We start from the raw sequence: 23,609 nt of genomic DNA on the forward strand, positions 1-23,609 counted from the left end.
ATAACTACCACATATGAGTGAAAAGGGGAAAAAGAATGGCTGAAAAGCCTAATAAAACATCAAATGAACTTTTTCGAGGTGCGCTGATTTTGAGCGCTGCAGCGATTATCGTAAAAGTTTTGAGCGCGGCCTATCGCATACCATATCAGAACATTGCGGGTGACATCGGGTTTTATATCTATCAACAGGTTTATCCCTTCTACGGGGTTGCTTTTACATTATCGACAATCGGCTTTCCGGTAGTCATATCCAAACTTATTGCAGAACGGGAGTCTTCCAAAAATAACTTTGCGGTCAAGGATATATTGGTGACATCATTCGTCGTCTTAAGTTCGATAAGTGTCATGATGTTTGCTGCACTATTCCTTGGCGCCGATTGGATTGCAGGATGGATGAAGGATCCGCATTTAGCCGGTCTGCTGAGAATCGTTGCCTATTCCTATTTATTAATGCCCATTTCTTCTCTATTAAGAGGCTATTTTCAAGGAATAAACGACATGTTACCGACGGCAAGTTCGCAGGTCGCTGAACAATGCATCCGGGTATTGACGATACTGGTCCTTTCCACAATATTTGTGCATCAGGGCTACTCTGATTACGTTGTCGGCAAGGGGGCGGTCCTCGGTTCAATAACAGGCGGCATTACTGGCCTGGTACTGCTTATTGCTTTCGTTATTTTAAGAGAAGAATGGAAGCTTTTTTTACGAATGAGAATCAAACCGGTGAATTTCATCAAAATTTCCAAAGCCCTGGTTTTCCAAGGGTTGGCCTTTTGCATTACTGGTTTGATCCTTATCTTGTTTCAGTTTGTCGATTCACTGCACCTGTACTCCCTGCTAAGGGAAACGGGGATGGGGGAAAGGGAAGCCAAAGAATGGAAAGGGGTATATGATCGAGGACAGCCTTTGCTTCAGCTAGGTACAGTCGTGGCTAATTCTTTTGCATTGGCGCTAGTACCTGTCATATCCGGATTCGTTCAGAGTAAAAGTCAATTTGAATTATTGAATAAGATCAAATTGGCGCTTCGTGTAAGTGCGACGATCGGGGTCGCTGCTGCGATCGGGCTGGTGGTGACGATGAAGCCTGTCAATCATATGCTGTTCACTGATATTAAAGGGACGATTACCTTAGCAATTTTCTCTTTATCGATTTTATTCACATCCCTCATAATGGCGGAAGCGGCAGTGATTCAAAGTTTAGGTCATTCGTTCGTGCCGGTGATCATCACGATTGTGGGGGTGGGCAGCAAGTGGGCTTTGAACCTTGTCCTGGTGCCACATTACAAAATCGCGGGGGCAGCCTCGGCAACAGTACTTGCGTATATGATCATGACGGTATTATTTTATGTGGTATTGAGAGTACATATCAAAAAGACATTAATTGAAAAGCGACATGTTGTAATAATCTTGAAGAGTACGGTGTACATGGGTACGGCGGTTGTTTTATTCAATTGTTTATTCGAATGGATGACCTCAGGCGAGAGCCGGTTGTTAGCTACGGTCCAAGCTTTGACCGGGGTAGGGATCGGTGCAGCCGTTTTTGTGATGACCGCCATTCGTGCAGGCTTATTTGGTGAAGAAGAACTTTCACTTATACCTGCAGGTTCAAAGCTTAAACGATTAATAATAACGAATAGGAGTATACGAAATCATGAATGAGATTACGATAATAGGCCTTGGTGCTGGGGATTTAGAGCAGCTTCCACTAGGGATTTATAAAAAATTGATTCAAACGGGACAATGCTATGTCAGAACGGCTGATCATCCGGTAATCGGGGATTTGAAAAGGGAAGGAATAAATTTCACGGCGTTTGACGGGATATATGAAAAGCACGACCAATTTGAAGACGTATATGAAGAAATTGCCGAAACATTATTAGACGAGGCCTCGAACCGTTCCGTTTTATACGCAGTTCCGGGGCATCCGATGGTTGCGGAAAAAACGGTACAGCTTTTGCTTGAAAAGGGTACGGCTCTTGGAATAGCCATTAAGCTCGAAGGCGGGCAAAGTTTCCTTGACCCATTGTTTCAGGCTGTTAGGATCGATCCAATTGAAGGGTTTCAGCTATTGGATGGAACAGATCTTTCACCGGATGATTTACACATTACCCAGCATATGATAATCGGACAGGTGTATGACGCATTCAGTGCATCCGATGTGAAGCTGACTTTGATGGAAAAGCTACCGGATGACTACGAGGTATATATCGTAACTGCGGCAGGCAGCAGTCAGGAAAAAGTGACAAAATGCGCCCTCTTCGAACTCGACCGTCAGATGGAGTTAAGTAACTTGACGAGTGTTTATGTTCCGCCCGTTAAAGATGAAGCTTTACGGTATAGGGAGTTTTCTAAGCTGCGGCAGGTCATCGCAGAACTTAGAGGTCCTGACGGATGTCCGTGGGATAAGAAACAAACTCATGAAAGCTTGAAGAGATATCTAATAGAAGAAGCATATGAGCTGATTGATTCCATCGATGAAGGTGACGATGAGGGTATGGTTGGTGAACTTGGGGATGTCCTGCTTCAGGTGATGCTTCATTCACAAATCGGTGAAGATGAGGGCATGTTCACGATAGATGATGTGATTGAAGGCATTACGGCAAAAATGATTCGGCGCCACCCTCATGTATTCGGAGATGTTGAAGTGAACGGTGAGGAAGATGTATTGGTGAACTGGCAAAAAATCAAAGAAGGTGAAAAGGGGGGCGAATCAAAAGCTCTGAAATCCATACTGGATGGTATTGAGAAATCGCTGCCAAACTTACTTCGGGCCGAAGAGTATCAAAAAAGGGCTGCGAAGGTTGGATTTGATTGGGATGAGGTTTCCGAAGCCTGGAAGAAGGTCAGGGAAGAAGTGCAGGAATTGGAAGAGGAAATATTAAGTCCGAACAGGGATACCGAAAGAATAAAATCAGAGCTGGGCGACCTCTTTTTTGCGCTTGTCAACATTTCACGTTATTATGACATACAAGCGGAAGAAGCCGTCTACAAAGCAAACCAGAAATTCCACCAGCGTTTTACATATATAGAAGAGTGCATTCAAAGGGCAGACAAAAAATTTGAGGATTATACATTGGAAGAATTGGATTCATATTGGGATGAAGCAAAAGCAAAAGGACTTTAATTAAGGGAGAGATTTGAATGTCGATGAGATTGGATAAATTCCTAAAGGTTTCAAGATTGATCAAGCGCCGCACACTTGCTAAAGAAGTTGCGGATAAAGGGAGAATCACGATTAACGGACAACAGGCCAAAGCAAGTTCGAATGTGAAAGATGGGGATGAGCTGACAGTAAGATTCGGTCAAAAGCTTGTTACGGTACGTGTCGATAAAATTCAAGAAACGACGAAAAAAGAAGCGGCTGCAGATATGTATACCATCGTAAAGGAAGAAAAGCTAGCAGAGGAGTAAGGACAGGCTTGGTTCTAATTCCACTCTTACAGACATACACTTGTACAAAATCAGTGGTACTGTGAGGGATGATAAAATGAGCCAATATATTGATCCGAATGCTGGTTACACAAAGGGAACGACCCAAGAGCATGATGTAACGATGAAAGGCCGCCGTTTACTTGATATTACTGGTGTCAAACAAGTCGAAAGCTTTGATAATGAAGAGTTTCTGCTCGAAACGTCAATGGGATTCTTATCTATCCGGGGCCAAAACTTGCAAATGAAGAATTTGGATGTTGATAAAGGCATCGTTTCCATTAAGGGAAAGATTTTCGACCTTGTTTATTTAGATGAGCAATCAGGGGAGAAAGCTAAAGGATTCTTTGGCAAGTTGTTCAAATGACCTTAACGATCCAATTTTATACGTTGCTTGCGATGATAGGCATGGGCAGTGGCTTTGGAGCTGCCCTGGATACGTATAGCCGGTTCCTGAATCGTTCAGAAAGGAAAAGGTGGATTGTATTCATCCATGACTTCCTTTTCTGGATCATTCAGGGTCTCCTTATTTTTTATGTTTTGTTTTTAGTGAATGAGGGAGAGTTTCGCTTCTATTTATTTTTGGCCTTATTATGCGGTTTTTCAGCTTATCAAGCACTTTTCAAAGGATTCTATCAACGTTTTTTGGAGTTTTTGATAATACTTGTGATAAAGTTGGCGAGATTTATAGCGAATTCGGTTCACATGCTGATATTTCTACCGATAAAATGGGTAATAGTATCCATATTGGCCATCATCATCGGGATAGGTAAGTTCGTTTTGGCCTTATTAAAATGGGCGGGGAAAATACTTCTCTTTATTTTGAATATATTCTGGAGACCATTAAAATGGATTCTGACTTATATATGGAATTTATTGCCGGTTTTTGTTACGAAAAACGTCGGGAAGTTTTATAATAAAGGAAAAGGGATTTTATTGAAAATAAAGAATTCTATATTTAGAACGCTAAATGGATGGAGAAATAAAAAGAAATGAGGAGCGATAAAAAATGAGTAGCCTGCGTAAAAGGAAAGTGGCAAAAATAGAAAATCCCTACGTCGCTCAACAAGAGAAAAAAGTACAAACCGTAGAAAAAAAGAAGCGTGGTCTAATGCGTAGATTAACCCTTTACTCAGTTTTCGCCGCTGTCTTTTTGATTTTTGCCGTTTCCACCCTCATAACGCAAAATGTTGCACTGGATGAGAAAGTTCAGCAAAAGCAGGAATTGAAGGGAAAGTTAGCTGAATTGAAAAAAGACGAGACCCTTCTTAAAGAAGAAATCGTAAAGCTTAATGATGACGACTATATAGCAAAAATAGCAAGACGGGATTATTTCTTGTCTGAAAAAGGTGAAATCATTTTTACCCTTCCAAAAGGGAAGGAAGATAGTGACTAATATTGACACTGTTTTTTTACTTTCGTTATAATATAGGGTGAAGAGATTTTTTTAACATTTCTAAGGAGGAACATTTTTTTTATGTCAATCGAAGTAGGCAGCAAGTTACAAGGTAAAGTAACAGGCATAACTAATTTTGGTGCATTTGTAGAGCTACCTCAAGGTTCAACCGGTCTTGTCCATATCAGTGAAGTGGCTGATAACTATGTCAAGGATATCAATGATCATTTAAAAGTGGGCGATACAGTTGAGGTGAAAGTCATCAACGTTAAAGATGGCAAGATTGGCTTGTCCATAAAAAAAGCGATAGACCGTCCTGAAGTTGAGCAAAAACCTGCATACACACCACGTCCGCGCCAAGGTAGAGGGAATGACAGCCGTTCCAAAGACTTCCGCTCGAAAGGCAATGGTTTCCAACCGAAAGAAAACTTTGAGCAAAAAATGGCTAAATTCTTAAAAGATAGCGAAGACCGCTTAACGACCCTAAAACGTAGCACCGAAACGAAACGGGGAGGTCGAGGAGGAAGACGCGGATAAAACTGCTGCTGAAAAATAATAGTTTAGCAACTTTTCCTGTGAAATTATTCATAGTGTAGATAAAGGCAAGCTTGCCGGCTTGTCTTCTTTTATTATAGTACGACATGAAAAAAGCGCCTCTGTACACTTACTGATATAAGTGTGCAGAGGCGCTTTTTGTATTTGATGACCCGTACGGGATTCGAACCCGTGTTACCGCCGTGAAAGGGCGGTGTCTTAACCGCTTGACCAACGGGCCAAAAGTTTCATGATAAAGATAGCGGCAGAGGGGATCGAACCCCCGACCTCACGGGTATGAACCGTACGCTCTAGCCAGCTGAGCTACGCCGCCATAATGGTAAGTGCTACTGAAGCACAAGTTATATCTTACATTCGTGAAGAAAAAATGTCAACAAAAATATTAAAGTTTGTCGGTTTCCATTTCCTGATTATTTATTCGGGTTATTTTCCGCAAAAATATCCTAAAAACTTTGCTTTTCTTCAAAAAAAAAAGAACACCCGTTTCTGTATTGGGAAAAATGGCACAAAAACCTGTATACAAATGATTATTCAAGAAGAATTTCGTCGAACGTTTTTCTTATCCGCTTATAAAATTCTGACAAAAAAATAGACAAGCCCTCTTTATAATAAAAATCACTAATACGAATGGGGTGTTGAAATGGAAAAAGTGGAAAGACCTATGATGGAACCTCTTGGAGATGTTCAGTTAAAAGAAGCGAAGGCAGGGGCCATCAATTGGATCCAACAACTGCAAATGAAGAGTGAAGACATATTCATAAAAAAAGGTATCTCTTTAGCAATCATCGGTTTTTTATTAGGAAGGGCTCTAATTCTTTCGCAGCTGGCACCATTTGGACTTCCGTTTTTCGCAGCCGTTTTTCTCATGAGACGTGATAGGGCTCCACTGGCTTTATTCGGATTGATTGCAGGTGGGCTGACCGTTCACTATTCGAATAGTTTAGTCATCTTTGCATCGGCGTTCCTGCTCCTGTTATTTCATAAGATCAAGAAGCCCGCCGTGGAAGGACAATTCAAGACGATGTCGATGTACGTCTTCGCTTCACTATTCCTGGTCAACCTGGCCGAGCAATATCTGGTATTTCGAACGATTCAGCTGTACGACTTGATGATGATAGGGGTAGAGGCGGGACTCGCGATGATTTTAACTTTAATCTTCATACAGTCCATCCCGATGCTGACCGTTAGGACAAAGTCCCAGTCATTAAAGACGGAGGAAATTGTCAGCATCATCATCTTGCTGGCTTCGGTGATGACCGGAACGATCGGCTGGATGATATACGATTTATCTCTCGACCATATATTCTCACGATACCTGGTCCTCCTCTTCGGGCTGGCGGGAGGGGCCGCCATAGGCTCCACTGTAGGCGTTGTTACTGGATTGATATTCAGCTTGGCGAGTATTGCCAGTCTATATCAAATGAGCCTTCTCGCATTTTCAGGGCTTCTGGGCGGACTGTTGAAGGAGGGAAGGAAGATAGGGGTTGCCAGCGGCCTCTTGATTGCTACATTACTGATAGGTTTATATGGTGAGGGCACCAATAATATTATGGTGACCCTTTATGAATCACTTATAGCTGTGGCCCTATTTATATTGACACCGTCATCCATCATCAACAAAATAGCGAAACATATACCGGGAACAGTCGAGAATTCTGATGAACAGCAGCAGTATGCCCGAAAAGTGAGGGATGTCACCGCTCAAAGGGTGGAGCAATTCTCACATGTATTTGAGGCGCTCTCTAATAGCTTTTCCCAAGTGGATGAAAGGGGAAGATTGGAGGAAGATGAGAAAGAATTCGACTACTTCTTAAGTAATGTAACGGAAAAGACGTGCCAGCTTTGTTTTAAAAAGGAACAATGCTGGTCCAAGAACTTTAATACAACCTATGACGGCATGCAGGAAATTATGCTTCAATTAAGTGAAAATAATGGTCAGCTCCCCCAAAAAACTTCGAAAGAATGGGGGAAATATTGCAGTCGCGGGCCTCAGGTGATTGGGGCGATATCACAGGAGCTCACTTATTTTGAAGCTAACCAAAAATTAAAAAGGCAGGTGAAGGAAAGTAGGAAGCTAGTGGCGGATCAACTGCGGGGCGTTTCGGCAGTAATGGATGATTTTGCAAAAGAAATTCAAAGGGAAAGGAAGAATCATCATGTACATGAAGAATCCATTTTGGAAGCCATCCAGGATTTTGGCCTGCACATAGGCCATGTGGAAATATACAGTCTAGAACAAGGAAATGTTGATATAGAGATGAGTGTCCCATACTGCCAGGGCAGAGGGGAATGTGAAAAGTTGATTGCACCTATGCTTTCAGACATTTTAGGGGAAACGATAGTCGTACATTCAGAAGAGTGTGCAACGTATCCAAGCGGGCAATGTGAGGTGATATTTAGGTCAGCAAAAAAATTCACGGTCGAAACGGGTGTGGCTCATGCTGCCAAGGGGGGAGGGCTTGTATCAGGAGATAGTTTTACGACCATGGAAATTGGCTGCGGCAAATTCGCGATAGCCATCAGTGATGGAATGGGAAATGGGGAAAGGGCCCATTTTGAAAGTACAGAAACATTGAAGCTGCTACAAAAATTTTTACAATCGGGAATAGAAGAAAAAATAGCCATTAAATCCGTAAACTCCGTATTATCTCTACGCACTACCGATGAAATATTTTCGACTCTTGATTTGGCAATGATTGATCTTCAGGACGCAAAGGCTAAGTTTTTAAAAATCTGTTCGATACCGAGTTTCATTAAAAGGGGGGATAGGATAATAAAAATTGAATCAAGTAACCTCCCTATGGGGATCATCCAGGATTTCGATGTTGATGTAGTATCAGAAGAGCTGAAGGCAGGGGATATATTAATCATGATGAGCGATGGAGTGTTCGATGGCCCCTCACATGTCGAAAATATCGAGTTCTGGCTAAAACGAAAAATCAAGGAAATGGAAACTGACGATCCGCAGGAAATCTCTGATTTAATATTGGAAGAGGTCATCCGAACGAAAGGCATCATAGATGATGACATGACAGTGGTAACATCGAAAATTAAGCATAACACACCGAAATGGGCATCCATTCCCGTTTCCCCAAAACGCAAAAAGGCCCAGTAGGGGCCGTTTATATATAAAATAAATAAAACCCAAAATGAGGTGGTGTAAATGGAAGAAGGATAAAAGGTAAAGGGATGAACTCTTTTCAATCATTACGCTCCATGATATGACTTGATGTAATGTCCTTTGCGTATAATTTCCCTTTTTTTAGTCAATTATGGTAACAAATTGATAGGAAGGGAGAGCAAAACATGAAAGCAGGAACATTAAGACAGATTTTGCTTATAACCGACGGATGTTCAAATCATGGTGAGGAGCCGTCTGCCATGGCTGAATTAGCAAGGGAGCAAGGCATAACCATCAATGTCATAGGTGTAATGGAAAATGATGTGATAGATGAAAAGGGACTTAAGGAAATCGAGAAGATTGCTGGTTCAGGAGGTGGCGTAAGTCAAGTAGTCTATTCGCAGCAGTTGTCCCAAACGGTCCAGATGGTGACACAAAAGGCGATGACTCAAACGATACAGGGAGTTATCAATCGCGAACTTCAACAAATACTAGGAGATTCAAAAACGATGGAGGATCTTCCGCCGGATAAACGGGGAGAGGTGATGGAGGTGGTCGATGAGCTTGGGGAAACAAGCAAGCTCGAAGTACTGATTCTTGTTGATACCAGTGCAAGCATGAAACATAAACTGCCTACAGTAAAAGATTCCTTATTAGATCTTTCCCTTAGTATGAATGCAAGGATGGGTGACAGCCGTTTTTCCGTATTCGTATTTCCTGGGAAAAGAAATGACGTTGAAAAGTTGCTGGATTGGACCCCGAACCTCGAAGCCTTGACGGCAACTTTTCCTAAGCTCAGTACAGGGGGACTCACTCCGACAGGTCCAGCCATTCGTGAAGCTTTAACTCATTTCAATAAAAAACGTTCATTGAGGGGATTGTTATCACATGATGATGAACAATACTTTGAGGAATCAATGTAAACTTCTGCCTGGCAGTTTGGTCACTGGAAAATGGAATAAAAACCAGTACAAAATAATTAAGGAATTGGGGTGTGGAGCGAACGGGATCGTTTATTTGGTTGAAAGCGGAAATCGTCATTATGCTTTAAAGCTCAGTGATAATGGGACGTCCATTATTTCGGAGATGAATATCCTAAAATCCTTTTCAAAGGTCCAGGGGTCTACCCTTGGACCTTCCTTTTTGGAAGCGGATGATTTCATGAAAACAGGAAAGCAGCTCCCTTTTTATGTCATGGAATATATCCATGGACACGATTTTTTGCGTTTCATTGATAAGAAAGGGTCGTCATGGATTGGAGTCTTGATGCTTCAGCTCTTAACAAGCTTGTCTGCCTTGCATTCCAACGGTTGGGTTTTCGGTGATTTGAAACCCGAGAATTTGATCGTGACATCACCAGCCTATAAGGTACGGTGCGTGGATGTTGGCGGAACCACCTTGATCGGGCGGTCTGTTAAAGAATTCACCGAGTTTTTTGACAGGGGGTACTGGGGACTTGGATCAAGAAAGGCCGATCCGCAATATGACTTGTTCGCTGTAGCAATGATTATAATCAATTCTGCCTATCCCGGACGTTTCCAGAAGAAAGGGGAGGGGTATAAACAGCTTAACGACTTAATTAAGCAGAAAAAGGAATTGCATCCATACAGGAAGATGTTGGATAAGGCGCTCCGCGGACAGTATGACTCAGCCATCCAAATGCGGGAGGATCTGGTAACGGTGCTGAGTAAGCAAAATCATTCGAAGAAAAAGGGCCCGAACCAGACAGCGACGGGTCAGCAGCAAACCGTGCAGCCTTCAACAAGACAAGCAAGAAGGTCCCAAAACCAATCAAAAAAGAAAAGCGGCGGTTTTTTTGAAACGTTTTTGCTGGTTGCCATCATATCGATGCTCTATGTTCTTTACATATATGAACAGTTGTTATGATATAGTTAATAGGTGAATGCCATGAAATGGTTGAAACCATTTCATGATTCAATCGTATAAAACTAATGCCTGTCCATAAAGAAGGAAGATTGTATGTTAAAGGAAAAAGTTCTGAGCACCATTTATAGAAACGAATTGATTAAGGAAAACTCGAAGTTGCTAATAGGCGTTTCCGGAGGACCGGACTCGCTGGTGCTTCTCCATATCCTTAAGGAAATTCAACCTCTTTTTCATTACGAGATGATCGTAGCTAGTGTTGACCATATGTTTCGTGGTGAAGAATCCTATGGGGATTATAAATATGTCGAGCATATTTGTGAACGGTGGGGCATTACATTTGAGGGAAAAAGGATCGATGTTCCTGCCCGGATGGAACAGACGGGGGAAAGTTCACAAATAACGTCAAGAAAGCTGCGTTTTGCTTTCTATGAGGAAGTGATGGATAAGCATCAAGCCTCCACACTTGTCCTGGGGCATCATGGAGATGATCAAATAGAAACGATGCTCATGCGTTTAACAAGAGGGGCGACAGGCAAGGCAAGAGCGGGTATTCCTATAAAGAGACGTTTTCATACAGGGGATCTGATCAGGCCTTTTCTTGAAATCACGAAAAGTCAAATAATCGAATATGCGGGCCTTCATGATATTGAACCAAGGTTTGATCCGAGCAATGAAACGGGTGTCTATGCAAGAAATCGTTTTAGACATGAAGTTCTTCCGTTTTTAAAGAAAGAAAATAGAAAGGTTCATGAGCATTTTCAACGATTCAGTGAAGAGCTATATGAAGATGAAGAGTTTTTTTTGAACCTGGTTTCAAGTAAAATGTCCGAGGTTTGGATCCAGCAGGATAAAGATCAAGCGGTTATTCAGATTGGTAAGGTTCTCGCGATGCCTAAACCTTTACAAAGAAGGGCGATTCAACTAATATTAAACTATCTTTATTTGGAGAGACCTTCATCGCTTTCGGCATTACATATTGACCAACTTTTAGTTTTGTTTTTGAATCCTCAACCATCTGCAGAATTGCATCTTCCGGAGGGCCTTATTGCGGAAAAATCATATCAAACTTGCACGTTTAGATTTTTTCGGCAAAAAAGCCGTGAATATTCCCTAAAATTACAAATTCCCGGTGAGACTATTCTTCCGAATGGATATAAGATTAAAGCGCACTATATAAAAGAAGAAATTCCGGTACTTAGGGGAAATCATTCTTTTATTCTTCCCGAATCAGCTGTTCAGTTTCCGCTTACAGTCCGAACCAGGAATGAAGGCGAACGGATGGCCGTCAAGGGATTAGGTGGAACTAAAAAGTTAAAGGATATTTTTATTAATGAAAAGATCCCGATGCTAGAAAGAAATGTGTGGCCGGTCATCATCGATCAAACGGGAACGGCGATTTGGCTGCCCGGTTTAAAGAAGTCGAATGTTGAGCCGGATATAATTTCTGATGAAAAATCTTTAATTTACTTAGAATATAAAAAAGCTTAATTCTTCATGGGGGGCAATTAATTACAATGACCATGCAAAACGACATTGAAAAAGTTTTAATATCAGAGGAAGAACTTCAATTGAAAATAAGGGAATTGGGTGCGCAGCTAGAAGCTGATTACCAAGGTAAGTTCCCGTTGGCCATCGGAGTGCTGAAAGGCGCCATGCCATTTATGTCAGATTTACTGAAACGTGTGGATACACATCTTGAAATGGACTTTATGGATGTTTCGAGCTATGGTAACTCCACTGTATCGTCCGGTGAAGTGAAAATCATCAAGGACCTTGATACATCGGTTGAAGGCCGGGATATTTTAATCATCGAAGATATTATCGACAGCGGTTTGACTCTTAGCTATCTTGCGGAACTTTTCCGTTATCGAAAAGCAAAATCAATTAAAATCGTTACCTTATTGGATAAACCAACAGGCAGGAAAGTGGATATCGCTCCGGACTATGCCGGGTTCATCGTTCCGGATGCATTTGTTGTCGGATATGGTCTTGATTTTGCGGAAAAGTATCGTAATCTCCCGTATATTGGCATATTGAAGCCTGAAATTTACTCGAATTAATCGTACAAGTTTGAAAGGGAAGACCAGATAAAAACAGCGGTGTTAAATTATTGTAATTCATTAATTTTATATGATAGTATTTACTATAGTTTGTTTACCCGTGGGAGGAGGTAAGGGATGAATCGGATCTTCCGTAATACCATATTTTATTTACTGATCTTTTTGGTCATCATTGGGATTGTAAGCATTTTTAATAATAACAATGAACCAACGGAGAAAATGACCCAAGATGAATTCTATAAGCATTTGGAGAATGGGGACGTTACTGCACTGACGATGCAGCCCGAAAGCAGTGTATTTGAAATCACAGGAAAGCTCAAAGGTTATGAGGAAAACAAATTCTTTGTGACGTACGTGCCTTTCAGTGAATATTCGCAAAGTCGGATAAATGATGCCGTAACCAAGTTGGGTAAGGACATCATCACTGTGGAACCTCCAGAAAAAACAAGTGGCTGGGTGACATTTTTCACTTCCATCATTCCATTTGTAATCATTTTTATCCTCTTCTTCTTTTTACTTAACCAAGCTCAGGGCGGCGGCGGTGGCCGCGTCATGAACTTCGGGAAAAGTAAGGCGAAATTGTATAATGATGATAAGAAAAAAGTTCGCTTCAATGATGTTGCCGGGGCGGACGAAGAAAAGCAGGAACTTGTCGAGGTCGTTGAATTCTTGAAAGATCCTCGCAAATATGCCGAGCTTGGAGCCCGTATTCCTAAAGGGGTACTTTTAGTCGGGCCTCCTGGTACAGGTAAAACTTTACTTGCACGAGCAGTTGCTGGTGAAGCCGGAACTCCTTTCTTCTCAATCAGTGGTTCTGATTTTGTTGAAATGTTTGTGGGTGTCGGTGCATCTCGTGTTCGTGATTTGTTTGAAAATGCTAAGAAGAATGCACCATGTATCATCTTCATCGATGAAATTGATGCAGTCGGTCGTCAACGTGGCGCAGGTCTAGGTGGCGGTCACGATGAACGTGAACAGACATTGAACCAATTACTGGTGGAAATGGACGGTTTCGGTGGTAATGAAGGAATCATCATCATCGCTGCGACTAACCGTGCTGATGTATTGGATCCGGCACTATTGCGTCCGGGACGTTTTGACCGTCAAATAACGGTAGGCCGCCCTGATGTTAAAGGCCGTGAAGAAGTGCTGAAAGTGCATGCACGCAATAAACCATTAGCGGAAACAGTCGATTTGAAAGCGATCGCTCAGCGTACTCCAGGATTTTCTGGTGCAGATCTTGAAAACTTACTGAATGAAGCGGCGCTTGTTGCTGCCCGTCAAGATAAGAAGAAGATCGACATGTCCGATTTGGATGAAGCTTCGGATCGCGTTATCGCCGGACCTGCCAAGAAAAACCGTGTCATTTCCAAAAAGGAAAGAAATATCGTAGCGTGGCATGAAGCAGGCCATACCATTATTGGGCTGGTTCTGGATGATGCCGAGATCGTTCATAAAGTTACGATTGTCCCTCGTGGTCAAGCCGGCGGTTATGCAGTTATGCTGCCGAAAGAAGATCGTTTCTTCATGACGGAACCTGAGCTAAAAGATAAAATCGTAGGACTATTGGGTGGCCGTGTTGCCGAAGAAGTTACATTCGGAGAAGTGAGTACCGGTGCGCATAACGACTTCCAGCGTGCAACGGGCATAGCTCGTAGCATGGTTATGGAATATGGAATGAGCAAGCTCGGACCGCTTCAATTCGGTAATTCTCAAGGTCAGGTCTTCCTAGGCCGCGATTTCAACAATGATCAAAACTATTCAGATGCAATAGCATATGAAATCGATCTTGAAATTCAACGTATCATCAAGGAAGCTTACGAAAGATGTAAGAAAATCCTTACTGAAAATCGTGAAAAACTTGATTTGGTTGCAAAAACCCTGCTTGAAGTGGAAACACTTGATGCGGAACAAATCAAAGGTTTATTCCATAATGGTAAATTGCCAGATCGCGATTATACGGCCCTGAATGGGAATCTAACCACTGATGAGAATGTCAAGGTGAACATCAATAAGAAGAAGGAAGAAAAAGAGGCCCTATTAGATCCATTGGATAAAAGAGGACCTGAGGACCTTGAAATAACGGAGGAAGGATTGAATACTCCTCCAATCAAAGAAGGTGCACCTCAAGATCAGCCGCTTTCCTTCCCGAACGAAGACGACAATAAAAAGTCTTAATCGACTAAATTCAAAAGGGTATTTCCGCCTCGGAAATACCCTTTTCTTAACTCTTAAATTAATTAAGATAAAGTTCCTGGGATACCTTCCGAAAAGTGCGACTAATAGCGTGGGAAATAACAGTGTGGTATGATGTTGGAGAATAATTTACCGGAGTGATGAAACGATGATTTTTGTATTGGATGTTGGGAATACGAATACCGTATTAGGCGTATACGATGAAGATATTTTAAAATATCATTGGCGAATTGAGACTAACCGTCACAAGACAGAAGATGAGTATGGAATGATCATAAAGTCTTTGCTTCAGCATGAAAGTCTTGCGTTTGATCAATTTGATGGAATCATTATTTCTTCGGTAGTTCCGCCAATTATGTTTGCGCTTGAACGCATGTGCAAAAAATACTTTGGAATTAAACCGCTTATAGTTGGACCTGGAATAAAAACTGGATTAAATATTAAATACGAAAATCCCCGTGAGGTGGGAGCGGACCGAATCGTTAATGCTGTTGCCGGCATTCAGGAATATGGAAGCCCTCTCATTATCGTGGATTTTGGTACGGCAACTACATATTGCTACATAAATGAGGATAAACAATACATGGGCGGAGCCATTGCCCCGGGTATAAATATTTCTACCGAGGCACTTTATTCAAAGGCAGCCAAACTTCCGAGAATAGAAATCAGCCGTCCGGAAGGGATTATTGGGAAAAATACGGTGTCCGCCATGCAGGCTGGCATTTTGTATGGGTATGTTGGGCAGGTAGAAGGAATCGTTAATCGAATTAAAGCGCAAAGTAATCTAGAACCAACGGTAATAGCGACAGGCGGACTGGCTACCTTAATTGCTAATGAGTCTACTGTTATTGACGTTGTGGAGCCATTTTTGACCTTGAAGGGTTTGCAGCTGATTTATAAACGTAATCGTGAGCAAGTGAAGAAGTAACACAAAGCATGAAAGGAGCAATATAAATGAAGGATTATCTAATAAAGGCGTTAGGTTATGAAGGACAGGTTCGTGCATATGCTGTTTCAACAACAGACACCGTAGGAGAAGCTCAGCGACGCCATTATACATGGCCCACTGCTTCGGCTGCCCTTGGACGGGCTATGACGGCAGGCGTTATGATGGGTGGAATGTTAAAAGGTGAAGAAAAGCTGACGATTAAAATCGAGGGCGGTGGTCCGATTGGATCCATCCTGGTCGACAGCAATGCAAAGGGGGAAGTCCGCGGATATGTCACACATCCGCAAACCCACTTTGATTTGAATGAGCAAGGTAAGCTGGATGTCAGGAAAGCGGTGGGTACCGATGGTTTGTTGACTGTCGTGAAAGATATTGGTCTTCGTGATTACTTTTCAGGGCAAGTACCGCTTGTATCTGGAGAACTGGGTGAAGATTTCACTTATTACTTTGTTACTTCCGAACAGGTGCCTTCATCAGTGGGGGTTGGGGTCCTGGTGAATCCGGATAATTCAATCCTTGCAGCGGGCGGATTTATCATTCAGTTGATGCCGGGTACATCCGAAGATACGATTTCGAAAATCGAAAAAAGACTAAGCACGATTACTCCTGTTTCCAAGATGATTCAAAACGGCATGACTCCTGAAGAAATCCTAACCGAAATTTTAGGTGAGGGCAATGTGAATATATTAGAAAAAATGGATGTCCAATTCTCCTGTCAATGTTCAAGGGAAAGAATTGCGACTGCATTGATCAGCCTGGGGCAGGCTGAGATTCGGGATATTATTGATACAGACGGACAAGCGGAGGCGCATTGTCATTTTTGTAATCAGACCTACCAATTCTCTAAGGAAGAACTTGAGGAATTGGAAGCGGAAACCAAAAAATAATGTACGGGGGATAAGGGTTTGCCAAAACACAAGCTTCGGGCGATTATTGCTGGCCTTGCCTTGTTGAACCTATTGACTATCATTATCTTTGTCATAAAACCACTAATCATTTCAAAAACCGTCATTGGGGAAGAAACGGCCGCGAAGGTCGGGTCGAAGGATATTTCCCGGGACGCATGGATGAATGAGCTCGAAAAAAGATATGGGGAAGATGTACTTGAGGAAATGGTCGATAAAGAGGTAGTGAAACAGGCAGCTGAAAAATACAAAGTGAAAATTTCGGATGAAGAGCTAGATCGTGAACTTAAAATGATGAAAACGATGTATGGGACTGCCGGTCAGAACCTTAATAAAAGTAACGATCAATTGAGGCAGGAAATTCAGTCGAGTCTCCTCCTCGAGAAGCTCCTCACCAAGGACGTTTCGGTTTCCAAAACGGCAATGCGGAATTATTATGATAATAATAAGGATATCTATAGAATCCCTACTGCTTTCCATATTTCCCATATTACCACGTCTACAAAAAAGCAGGCAGACCAAGTCATACGTGAACTGGAGAAAGGTGTCTCCTTTGAAGTCTTGGCGATGGAAAAGTCCCTTGATGAATTTACTGCCAATCAAGGGGGCGACATGGGTTATATATCACAGGATAACGAGCAAGTATCCAAGGAATACATTACCGCTGCCGAGAAATTAAAGGTTAAAAAGTGGAGTGATGCAATCCAAACGGAGGATGGCTGGGCCGTTCTCTACCTGCATGAAAGAATAGAGGGCAAGCAATATGAATATGATGAAGTTAAAGACAAGATTCGCCGCCAAATAGCTCTTGAACAGATTCAGGCACCGGTCTCAGGGAAAATTTTCTGGGACGAATTTGATGTAGAATGGTTTTATGGATTGAAGGAAGAAAAGTAGGTCAATGGTTGTGTGAGAAAATTTAGAATATAGTATATAATCATTGACAATGAACTATTAAAACTGGTAACTTTAAAATTATAAAACCAATAAACATACTCGGTATTGAAATGATAAGGGAGTGGAGAAAATGGCACGTATAGCTAATTCTGTAATCGATTTAATTGGACAAACACCTATTGTTAAGTTAAACAAGCTTCAAAATGAAAACAGTGCAGATATTTATTTGAAACTTGAGTATTTTAACCCAGGCAGCAGTGTAAAAGACCGTATCGCCCTTGCGATGATCGAAGCGGCAGAAAAAAATGGTACCCTTAAACCAGGTGATACGATCATTGAACCTACAAGCGGAAATACTGGAATAGGCCTGGCGATGGTAGCTGCGGCAAAGGGCTATAAATCGATTCTGGTTATGCCGGAGACGATGAGCTTGGAACGCCGTAACTTGCTTCGCGCTTATGGCGCAGAATTAGTTCTTACTCCTGGGCCAGAAGGAATGAAGGGTGCAATCGCAAAGGCGACTGAGCTTTCTAAAGAAAAAGGTTACTTCATTCCACAGCAATTCGAAAACGAAGCCAACCCTGAAGTACATCGGAACACTACAGGCCCTGAAATCGTTGAAGCCTTTGGAGATGAAGGCCTGGATGCATTCGTTGCCGGAATCGGTACTGGCGGAACCATTACAGGTGCCGGTGAAGTCCTGCGTGAGAAATTCCCTGACATTAAAATTTACGCTGTTGAACCTGCGGATTCCCCAGTATTATCAGGAGGGACTCCAGGACCTCATAAAATCCAAGGAATCGGCGCAGGCTTCATTCCAACTATATTGAATACAGATCTCTATGACGAAATCATTCAAGTCAATACAGAGGAATCTTTTGATTATGCACGCCGCGCAGCAAAAGAAGAAGGAATCCTTGGCGGAATTTCTTCTGGAGGTGCAATCGCAGCTGCCGTTAAAGTGGCTGACAAACTGGGAAAAGGCAAAAAGGTACTTGCCATCATACCAAGTAATGGTGAACGCTACTTAAGTACGCCATTATATAACTTTGAGTAAGACAAGACACTAAAAATGAGAAGCGAAGTTCCTTAGGGGCTTTGCTTTTCTTTTTGCAGTAATGTTTGCAGGAAGTGTTCCGAATCTTCATGGAGCTTGCACTATGCCTGTGTAAATGGGTAAACTCGTATATATAGATTTCTTTAAGTGAAGGAGAACGTTGGATGTCATTAGCTGGAGCGTCAAAAATAAAGTGCGGTTCATTTGATTTGGATTACAGCAATAAAACCTTAATTATGGGGATTTTGAATGTTACGCCGGACTCCTTTTCGGATGGCGGGAAATATAATCGGATAGATGCTGCTTTGAAGCATGCCGAACGGATGGTCAACGATGGAGCGGATATATTGGATGTAGGAGGAGAGTCCACCCGACCTAATTATGAGAGGATATCGGAGGAAGAGGAAATAGAGAGAGTCGCCCCGATTATAGAGGCCATATCCCGTAATATTGAGGTTCCAATATCGGTCGATACGTATAAATCAAGAGTGGCGGAAGCGGCGGTAAAAGCAGGAGCCCATATATTAAATGACATTTGGGGAGGTAAAGCCGATTCATTGATGCCGAAGGTTGCTGCGGAATATAAGGTGCCGATCATCTTGATGCATAACAGGGGTAATATGGAATATGGACATTTTGTTCGGGATGTACTTCAAGATTTATTCGAAAGCATCATGTTGGTGAAGGATGCAGGTGTCAAGGATGAAAACATCATACTCGATCCAGGAATTGGCTTTGCGAAAGATTTAAAGTTAAATTTAGAAATGATGAGGAATCTTGATAAGCTGGTATCGTTAGGTTATCCAGTTCTGTTAGCCACATCAAGAAAGTCCATGATTGGTCATGTTCTGGACCTGCCGCCTAGTGAGCGAATGGAAGGAACGGCCGCCACAATCTGTCATGGCATTCAACAAGGCTGTCAAATGGTTCGCGTACATGATGTGAAGGAAATGGCACGGACTGCAAAGATGATGGATGCTCTATTAGGAAAAGGTGAATGATATGGATAAGATATATGTGAATAAAATGGAGTTTTACGGTTATCATGGAGTTTTTCCGGAAGAAACGAAGCTTGGTCAGCGGTTTAAAGTGGATTTAATCGTCCAGACTGATTTAGCCAAGGCAGGAAAGAGTGACAACCTTGAAGACTCAATCAACTATGGCGAGTTATATGAAGTGTGTAAAAATGTTGTTGAGGGAAAACCTTTTAAGTTAGTGGAAGCTGTCGCTGAAAAAGTCGCCTCTGAACTGCTTAATAAATACTCTTCCATCGAGACATGCACCGTCAAGGTTTATAAACCAGATCCTCCAATAGCAGGTCACTATGATTCGGTTGCTATAGAGATTGTAAGGGGACGCTGATTGTGAGAAATATTGCTTACCTTTCAATAGGGTCGAACTTAGGTGATCGCCTTGAAACATTCCGAAAGGCTTTCCAATTATTGTCTGAAAGCCCGCATATTAAATTGGTGTCATGCTCCTCTTTATATGAAACGGACCCGATAGGATATGAAGACCAGGACTGTTTTTTAAATGCTGTCCTTAAAGTGAAAACCGATTTAGAACCCGAACAATTACTTCACGCTTGTATGAAAATTGAACAGGATTTAGGGAGAAAAAGGGAAATCAGGTGGGGTCCTCGTACTTTAGACCTTGACATTTTGTTATATAATCATGAAAATATTGAGACAGAGATTCTTTCAGTCCCGCACCCTCGTATGCGCGAGAGGGCTTTTGTTATCGTGCCTTTAATGGAAGTGGACCCAGATATATCACTTCCGCAAATGCGTGCACCTTTGAGCGACCTGCTTGAACAGATTTCGGATAAAGAAGGAGTTCGATTATGGAAGGTGAAAAATGGGGAAGGCGTATTCGCGCTTTTCGAAAGTTAAAGGGTTATACCCAGGAAGGGTTTGCGAGGGAGATAGGTGTTTCCGTTTCCTTGCTGGGAGAAGTTGAACGAGGGAACCGTAACCCTTCAGAAGCATTTTTACTGGAAGTGGCGGAAATTCTTCATATTTCCATTGAGGAGCTTCAGCCACCTGAGGATAAATGAAAGAATGTTATAGGGGGTCACAACGTGTTAAGAATAGGCGATATAGAAATGAAAAACCAGGTAGTGCTGGCCCCGATGGCGGGAGTCTGTAATTCGGCATTCCGCTTGACTGTCAAGGAATTTGGTGCTGGTCTTGTTTGTGCGGAGATGGTCAGTGACAAGGGAATCGTTCTTAAAAATGCTAGAACGATGAATATGCTTTATATAGATGAAAGAGAAAAGCCGTTAAGTTTGCAAATCTTTGGCGGTGAGAAGAAATCCTTGGTTGAAGCTGCGCAATTTGTAGATAAAAATACAACAGCTGACATCATTGATATCAACATGGGCTGCCCTGTCCCTAAAATCACTAAATGTGATGCGGGTGCGAAGTGGCTTCTCGATCCAAACAAAATTTATGAGATGGTTTCAGCGGTGGTTGATGCTGTTGAAAAGCCGGTAACGGTAAAAATGCGCATAGGCTGGGATGATGAACACGTTTTTGCGATTCAAAATGCTCAGGCTGTTGAACGCGCAGGTGGTAAAGCTGTTTCCATGCATGGCAGAACACGTGTTCAAATGTATGAAGGAAAAGCTAACTGGGACATCATCCGTGAAGTGAAGAAATCAATTAATATTCCCCTTATCGGTAACGGTGATGTGGAAACTCCACAGGATGCGGAAAGAATGCTGAAGGAAACGGGTGTTGATGGAGTCATGATCGGCCGTGCAGCTCTAGGTAACCCGTGGATGATTTACCGGACTGTAAAATATCTTGAAACCGGTCAACTGATGGATGAGCCTTCAGTTCGTGAAAAGATGGATGTTTGCGTGCTTCATATGGATCGTCTGATTGCGTTGAAAAATGAAAATGTCGCCGTTCGTGAAATGCGTAAGCATGCTTCTTGGTATTTAAAGGGTGTTAAAGGGAATGCTACGGCACGCAAAGGAATTAATGATTGTGAAACAAGGGAAGATGTTGTGAAGCTTCTCTATGGACTTGTTGATGATATTGAAGCGAAGCAACAAAATATCCAAATGGTCTGATGTTTGACATTACCTTCCTATTTTCCTATAATACGCTTATCTTAAACTGCCAGTAATCCTGGCAGTTTTTATATGTACATAAACAATGTTTTATGATAAAAAGCTGTTGAATTCCTTTACTTTATGTAAGAATAAATATGTATGCAAAAGAATTTCTGATTAATTATATAAGGCATTTATTAATAAAGATGGAGATGATTTTCGTGAGTCATGAAGAATTGAATGACCAACTGCAGGTAAGGCGCGATAAAATGCAAGCGATGATGGATAATGGACTAGACCCTTTCGGGAGCAGATTCGAGCGCACACATAACACGCAAGAGTTAATCAGTGCTTATGGTGAATTAGAAAAAGAAGATCTTGAAGAAAAAGAAATTGAAGTTACGATCGCTGGCCGTGTCATGACGAAGCGCGGAAAAGGAAAAGCGGGATTTGCCCATATCCAGGATATTAGCGGCCAAATCCAAATCTACGTCCGTTTGGATAACATAGGGGAAGATTCTTACCAAATTTTCAACCAAACGGATCTTGGTGATCTTGTAGGGGTAACTGGCGTTATCTTCAAAACGAAAGTCGGGGAACTTTCCATTAAAGCTAAAGAATATGTGTTCCTTGCTAAAGCGCTTCGCCCGTTGCCTGATAAATTTCATGGCTTGAAGGATGTTGAAGAGCGTTACAGGAAACGCTATGTCGATTTAATTACAAATGAAGAAAGCAAAAATACGTTGATCATGCGCAGTCGCATTGTACAAGCCATGAGAAGGTATTTGGATGATCATGGATACCTTGAAGTGGAGACGCCGCTATTGCACTCTGTTGCTGGTGGAGCAGCTGCACGACCTTTCCTTACTCACCATAATGCTTTGGATATGCCTTTGAATTTAAGGATTGCCATTGAACTTCATCTAAAACGCTTGATCGTTGGCGGATTGGAGAAAGTTTATGAAATTGGCCGGGTTTTCAGAAATGAAGGGGTGTCCACAAGGCATAATCCTGAATTCACATTGATCGAATTGTACGAAGCTTATGCGGATTACCAAGATATCATGAGCTTAACGGAAAACTTGATTGCCCATATAGCTCAAGAAGTTCTTGGGACGACTACCATCCAGTATGGGGAGTATGAGATAGAGTTAAAACCGGAATGGAAACGACTTCACATGGTTGACGCTGTAAAAGAATATACCGGTGTGGACTTCTGGACTGAAATGAGTAAAGAAGAAGCCCAGCAGCTTGCTAAAGAAAATGGGATTGAAGTTAAGGAATCCATGGAGTTCGGCCATATCGTAAATGAATTCTTCGAACAAAAGGTCGAAGATAAGTTAATTCAACCTACATTCATCTATGGGCATCCAGTGGAAATCTCTCCTTTAGCAAAGAAAAATCCGGAAGATTCCCGTTTCACAGATCGTTTTGAGTTATTCATAGTAGGTAGGGAGCACGCAAATGCCTTCACTGAACTTAATGATCCTATTGATCAACGTCAACGCTTTGAAGCTCAATTGAAAGAACGAGAACAAGGTAATGATGAAGCTCATGAAATGGATGAAGATTTCTTGGAGGCGTTAGAATACGGAATGCCGCCGACTGGCGGACTTGGAATTGGTGTTGACCGTTTGGTTATGCTATTGACCAATTCTCCTTCCATACGTGACGTCCTGTTATTCCCTTTAATGAGACATCGCTAAATATAAGCAAAAGAGTTTTGATTGCAGGGCCGAATTCGGATGGCTGGGATCATGGGCGTAGCTCCTGATCCCGGTAAGTCCAATTCGGTTTTTGTTTTTTAATTATAATTTCATGCCTTTCAATAGAGTGGATTCTAGGGTTTAAAAGAAAAACAACATTATCTCAAAAAAACTTTATAAAAGGTATTGCACAGTTAACGTAATGGTGTTATATTTATATCTGTCGTTACGAACGAGTTGCAAACAGATTACAAACTTTAAAAAGTTTTAAAAAAGTTGTTGACTTGCAGTAATGAAAATGTTATTATAAATAAGCTGTTCCGAAAGACATCGCTCTTTGAAAACTGAACAAAACAAAGCGCCAACGTTAAATTTTAAGTGAGCACACACT

Annotated in this window: 23 protein-coding genes and 2 tRNA genes; 23 read left to right on the forward strand and 2 right to left on the reverse strand. The window is 41.9% G+C overall.

Annotation, left to right across the window (positions count from 1 at the left end):
• Positions 1–35: 35 nt before the first annotated feature.
• From OTG27_RS25250 to OTG27_RS25280, 7 genes are all read left to right on the forward strand, one after another.
• Complete coding sequence (locus OTG27_RS25250) at positions 36–1,658, forward strand: putative polysaccharide biosynthesis protein (protein ID WP_268938474.1); 1,623 nt, start codon at positions 36–38, stop codon at positions 1,656–1,658.
• Positions 1,651–3,123 (forward strand): bifunctional methyltransferase/pyrophosphohydrolase YabN, encoded by a 1,473-nt coding sequence (yabN, locus tag OTG27_RS25255; RefSeq protein WP_268938475.1) that lies wholly within the window; start codon positions 1,651–1,653, stop codon positions 3,121–3,123. The genes OTG27_RS25250 and yabN overlap by 8 nt, the downstream gene beginning before the upstream one ends.
• 23 nt (positions 3,124–3,146) lie before the next feature.
• Entirely contained in the window at positions 3,147–3,410 is a 264-nt protein-coding gene (locus OTG27_RS25260) for an RNA-binding S4 domain-containing protein (protein ID WP_034316386.1), read from the forward strand.
• 76 nt (positions 3,411–3,486) lie between these two features.
• Positions 3,487–3,795, forward strand: a complete 309-nt coding sequence (gene yabP, locus OTG27_RS25265) for a sporulation protein YabP (RefSeq protein ID WP_034316308.1) — start codon at positions 3,487–3,489, stop codon at positions 3,793–3,795.
• Positions 3,792–4,424 carry a spore cortex biosynthesis protein YabQ gene (gene yabQ, locus OTG27_RS25270; RefSeq protein WP_063574547.1) on the forward strand — a complete coding sequence of 211 codons (633 nt, stop codon included), beginning with the start codon at positions 3,792–3,794 and terminating at the stop codon, positions 4,422–4,424. Before yabP ends, yabQ begins: the two co-directional genes overlap by 4 nt.
• Before the next feature lie 13 nt (positions 4,425–4,437).
• Entirely contained in the window at positions 4,438–4,824 is a 387-nt protein-coding gene (locus OTG27_RS25275) for an FtsB family cell division protein (RefSeq protein WP_034316305.1), read from the forward strand.
• Between the two features lie 81 nt (positions 4,825–4,905).
• The gene (locus OTG27_RS25280) at positions 4,906–5,361 is read left to right on the forward strand and encodes a S1 domain-containing RNA-binding protein (protein ID WP_034316303.1); all 456 of its coding nucleotides are present in this window, start codon (positions 4,906–4,908) and stop codon (positions 5,359–5,361) included.
• Positions 5,362–5,527: 166 nt separating this feature from the next.
• Here OTG27_RS25280 and OTG27_RS25285 read toward each other — a convergent pair.
• Positions 5,528–5,599: transfer RNA gene (locus OTG27_RS25285), tRNA-Glu, on the reverse strand.
• Between the two features lie 19 nt (positions 5,600–5,618).
• Positions 5,619–5,692: transfer RNA gene (locus OTG27_RS25290), tRNA-Met, on the reverse strand.
• 327 nt (positions 5,693–6,019) lie between these two features.
• On the opposite strand from OTG27_RS25290, the gene spoIIE reads away from it, so the two are divergent.
• The 16 genes from spoIIE (at position 6,020) to lysS (ending at position 23,218) form a co-directional block, all read left to right on the forward strand.
• Entirely contained in the window at positions 6,020–8,494 is a 2,475-nt protein-coding gene (gene spoIIE / locus OTG27_RS25295; RefSeq protein WP_057276507.1) for a stage II sporulation protein E, read from the forward strand.
• Between the two features lie 191 nt (positions 8,495–8,685).
• The gene (locus OTG27_RS25300) at positions 8,686–9,423 is read left to right on the forward strand and encodes a VWA domain-containing protein (protein ID WP_034316300.1); all 738 of its coding nucleotides are present in this window, start codon (positions 8,686–8,688) and stop codon (positions 9,421–9,423) included.
• Positions 9,389–10,387 (forward strand): protein kinase domain-containing protein, encoded by a 999-nt coding sequence (locus tag OTG27_RS25305; RefSeq protein ID WP_371748477.1) that lies wholly within the window; start codon positions 9,389–9,391, stop codon positions 10,385–10,387. The genes OTG27_RS25300 and OTG27_RS25305 overlap by 35 nt, the downstream gene beginning before the upstream one ends.
• A gap of 93 nt (positions 10,388–10,480) precedes the next feature.
• Positions 10,481–11,875 carry a tRNA lysidine(34) synthetase TilS gene (gene tilS, locus OTG27_RS25310; RefSeq protein ID WP_268938476.1) on the forward strand — a complete coding sequence of 465 codons (1,395 nt, stop codon included), beginning with the start codon at positions 10,481–10,483 and terminating at the stop codon, positions 11,873–11,875.
• 32 nt (positions 11,876–11,907) lie between these two features.
• A complete protein-coding gene (gene hpt, locus OTG27_RS25315; protein WP_063577541.1) occupies positions 11,908–12,447 on the forward strand; it encodes a hypoxanthine phosphoribosyltransferase in 540 nt (179 codons plus the stop codon).
• Positions 12,448–12,564: 117 nt separating this feature from the next.
• A complete protein-coding gene (gene ftsH, locus OTG27_RS25320) occupies positions 12,565–14,625 on the forward strand; it encodes an ATP-dependent zinc metalloprotease FtsH (protein WP_082854481.1) in 2,061 nt (686 codons plus the stop codon).
• 166 nt (positions 14,626–14,791) lie between these two features.
• Entirely contained in the window at positions 14,792–15,571 is a 780-nt protein-coding gene (locus tag OTG27_RS25325) for a type III pantothenate kinase (RefSeq protein WP_034316297.1), read from the forward strand.
• A gap of 26 nt (positions 15,572–15,597) precedes the next feature.
• The gene (gene hslO, locus OTG27_RS25330; RefSeq protein ID WP_057276509.1) at positions 15,598–16,479 is read left to right on the forward strand and encodes an Hsp33 family molecular chaperone HslO; all 882 of its coding nucleotides are present in this window, start codon (positions 15,598–15,600) and stop codon (positions 16,477–16,479) included.
• A gap of 18 nt (positions 16,480–16,497) precedes the next feature.
• Entirely contained in the window at positions 16,498–17,394 is an 897-nt protein-coding gene (locus OTG27_RS25335) for a peptidyl-prolyl cis-trans isomerase (RefSeq protein ID WP_095679959.1), read from the forward strand.
• Between the two features lie 130 nt (positions 17,395–17,524).
• Positions 17,525–18,451: a cysteine synthase A gene (gene cysK, locus OTG27_RS25340; protein WP_063574543.1), complete on the forward strand. Its 927-nt coding sequence runs from the start codon at positions 17,525–17,527 to the stop codon at positions 18,449–18,451.
• 164 nt (positions 18,452–18,615) lie between these two features.
• Positions 18,616–19,452, forward strand: a complete 837-nt coding sequence (folP, locus tag OTG27_RS25345) for a dihydropteroate synthase (RefSeq protein WP_095679958.1) — start codon at positions 18,616–18,618, stop codon at positions 19,450–19,452.
• Position 19,453: 1 nt separating this feature from the next.
• Positions 19,454–19,813 (forward strand): dihydroneopterin aldolase, encoded by a 360-nt coding sequence (gene folB / locus OTG27_RS25350; protein WP_268938477.1) that lies wholly within the window; start codon positions 19,454–19,456, stop codon positions 19,811–19,813.
• A gap of 2 nt (positions 19,814–19,815) precedes the next feature.
• Positions 19,816–20,343: a 2-amino-4-hydroxy-6-hydroxymethyldihydropteridine diphosphokinase gene (folK, locus tag OTG27_RS25355; RefSeq protein ID WP_034316285.1), complete on the forward strand. Its 528-nt coding sequence runs from the start codon at positions 19,816–19,818 to the stop codon at positions 20,341–20,343.
• Positions 20,295–20,507, forward strand: coding sequence for a helix-turn-helix domain-containing protein (locus OTG27_RS25360; protein WP_034316283.1), 213 nt, complete (start codon positions 20,295–20,297; stop codon positions 20,505–20,507). Before folK ends, OTG27_RS25360 begins: the two co-directional genes overlap by 49 nt.
• Before the next feature lie 24 nt (positions 20,508–20,531).
• A complete protein-coding gene (gene dusB, locus OTG27_RS25365) occupies positions 20,532–21,530 on the forward strand; it encodes a tRNA dihydrouridine synthase DusB (protein WP_034316281.1) in 999 nt (332 codons plus the stop codon).
• Between the two features lie 188 nt (positions 21,531–21,718).
• Positions 21,719–23,218, forward strand: coding sequence for a lysine--tRNA ligase (gene lysS, locus OTG27_RS25370; RefSeq protein WP_170946992.1), 1,500 nt, complete (start codon positions 21,719–21,721; stop codon positions 23,216–23,218).
• Positions 23,219–23,609: the final 391 nt, after the last annotated feature.

The organism is Peribacillus sp. AS_2 (assembly GCF_026891895.1).
GTDB lineage: Bacteria > Bacillota > Bacilli > Bacillales > DSM-1321 > Peribacillus > Peribacillus frigoritolerans.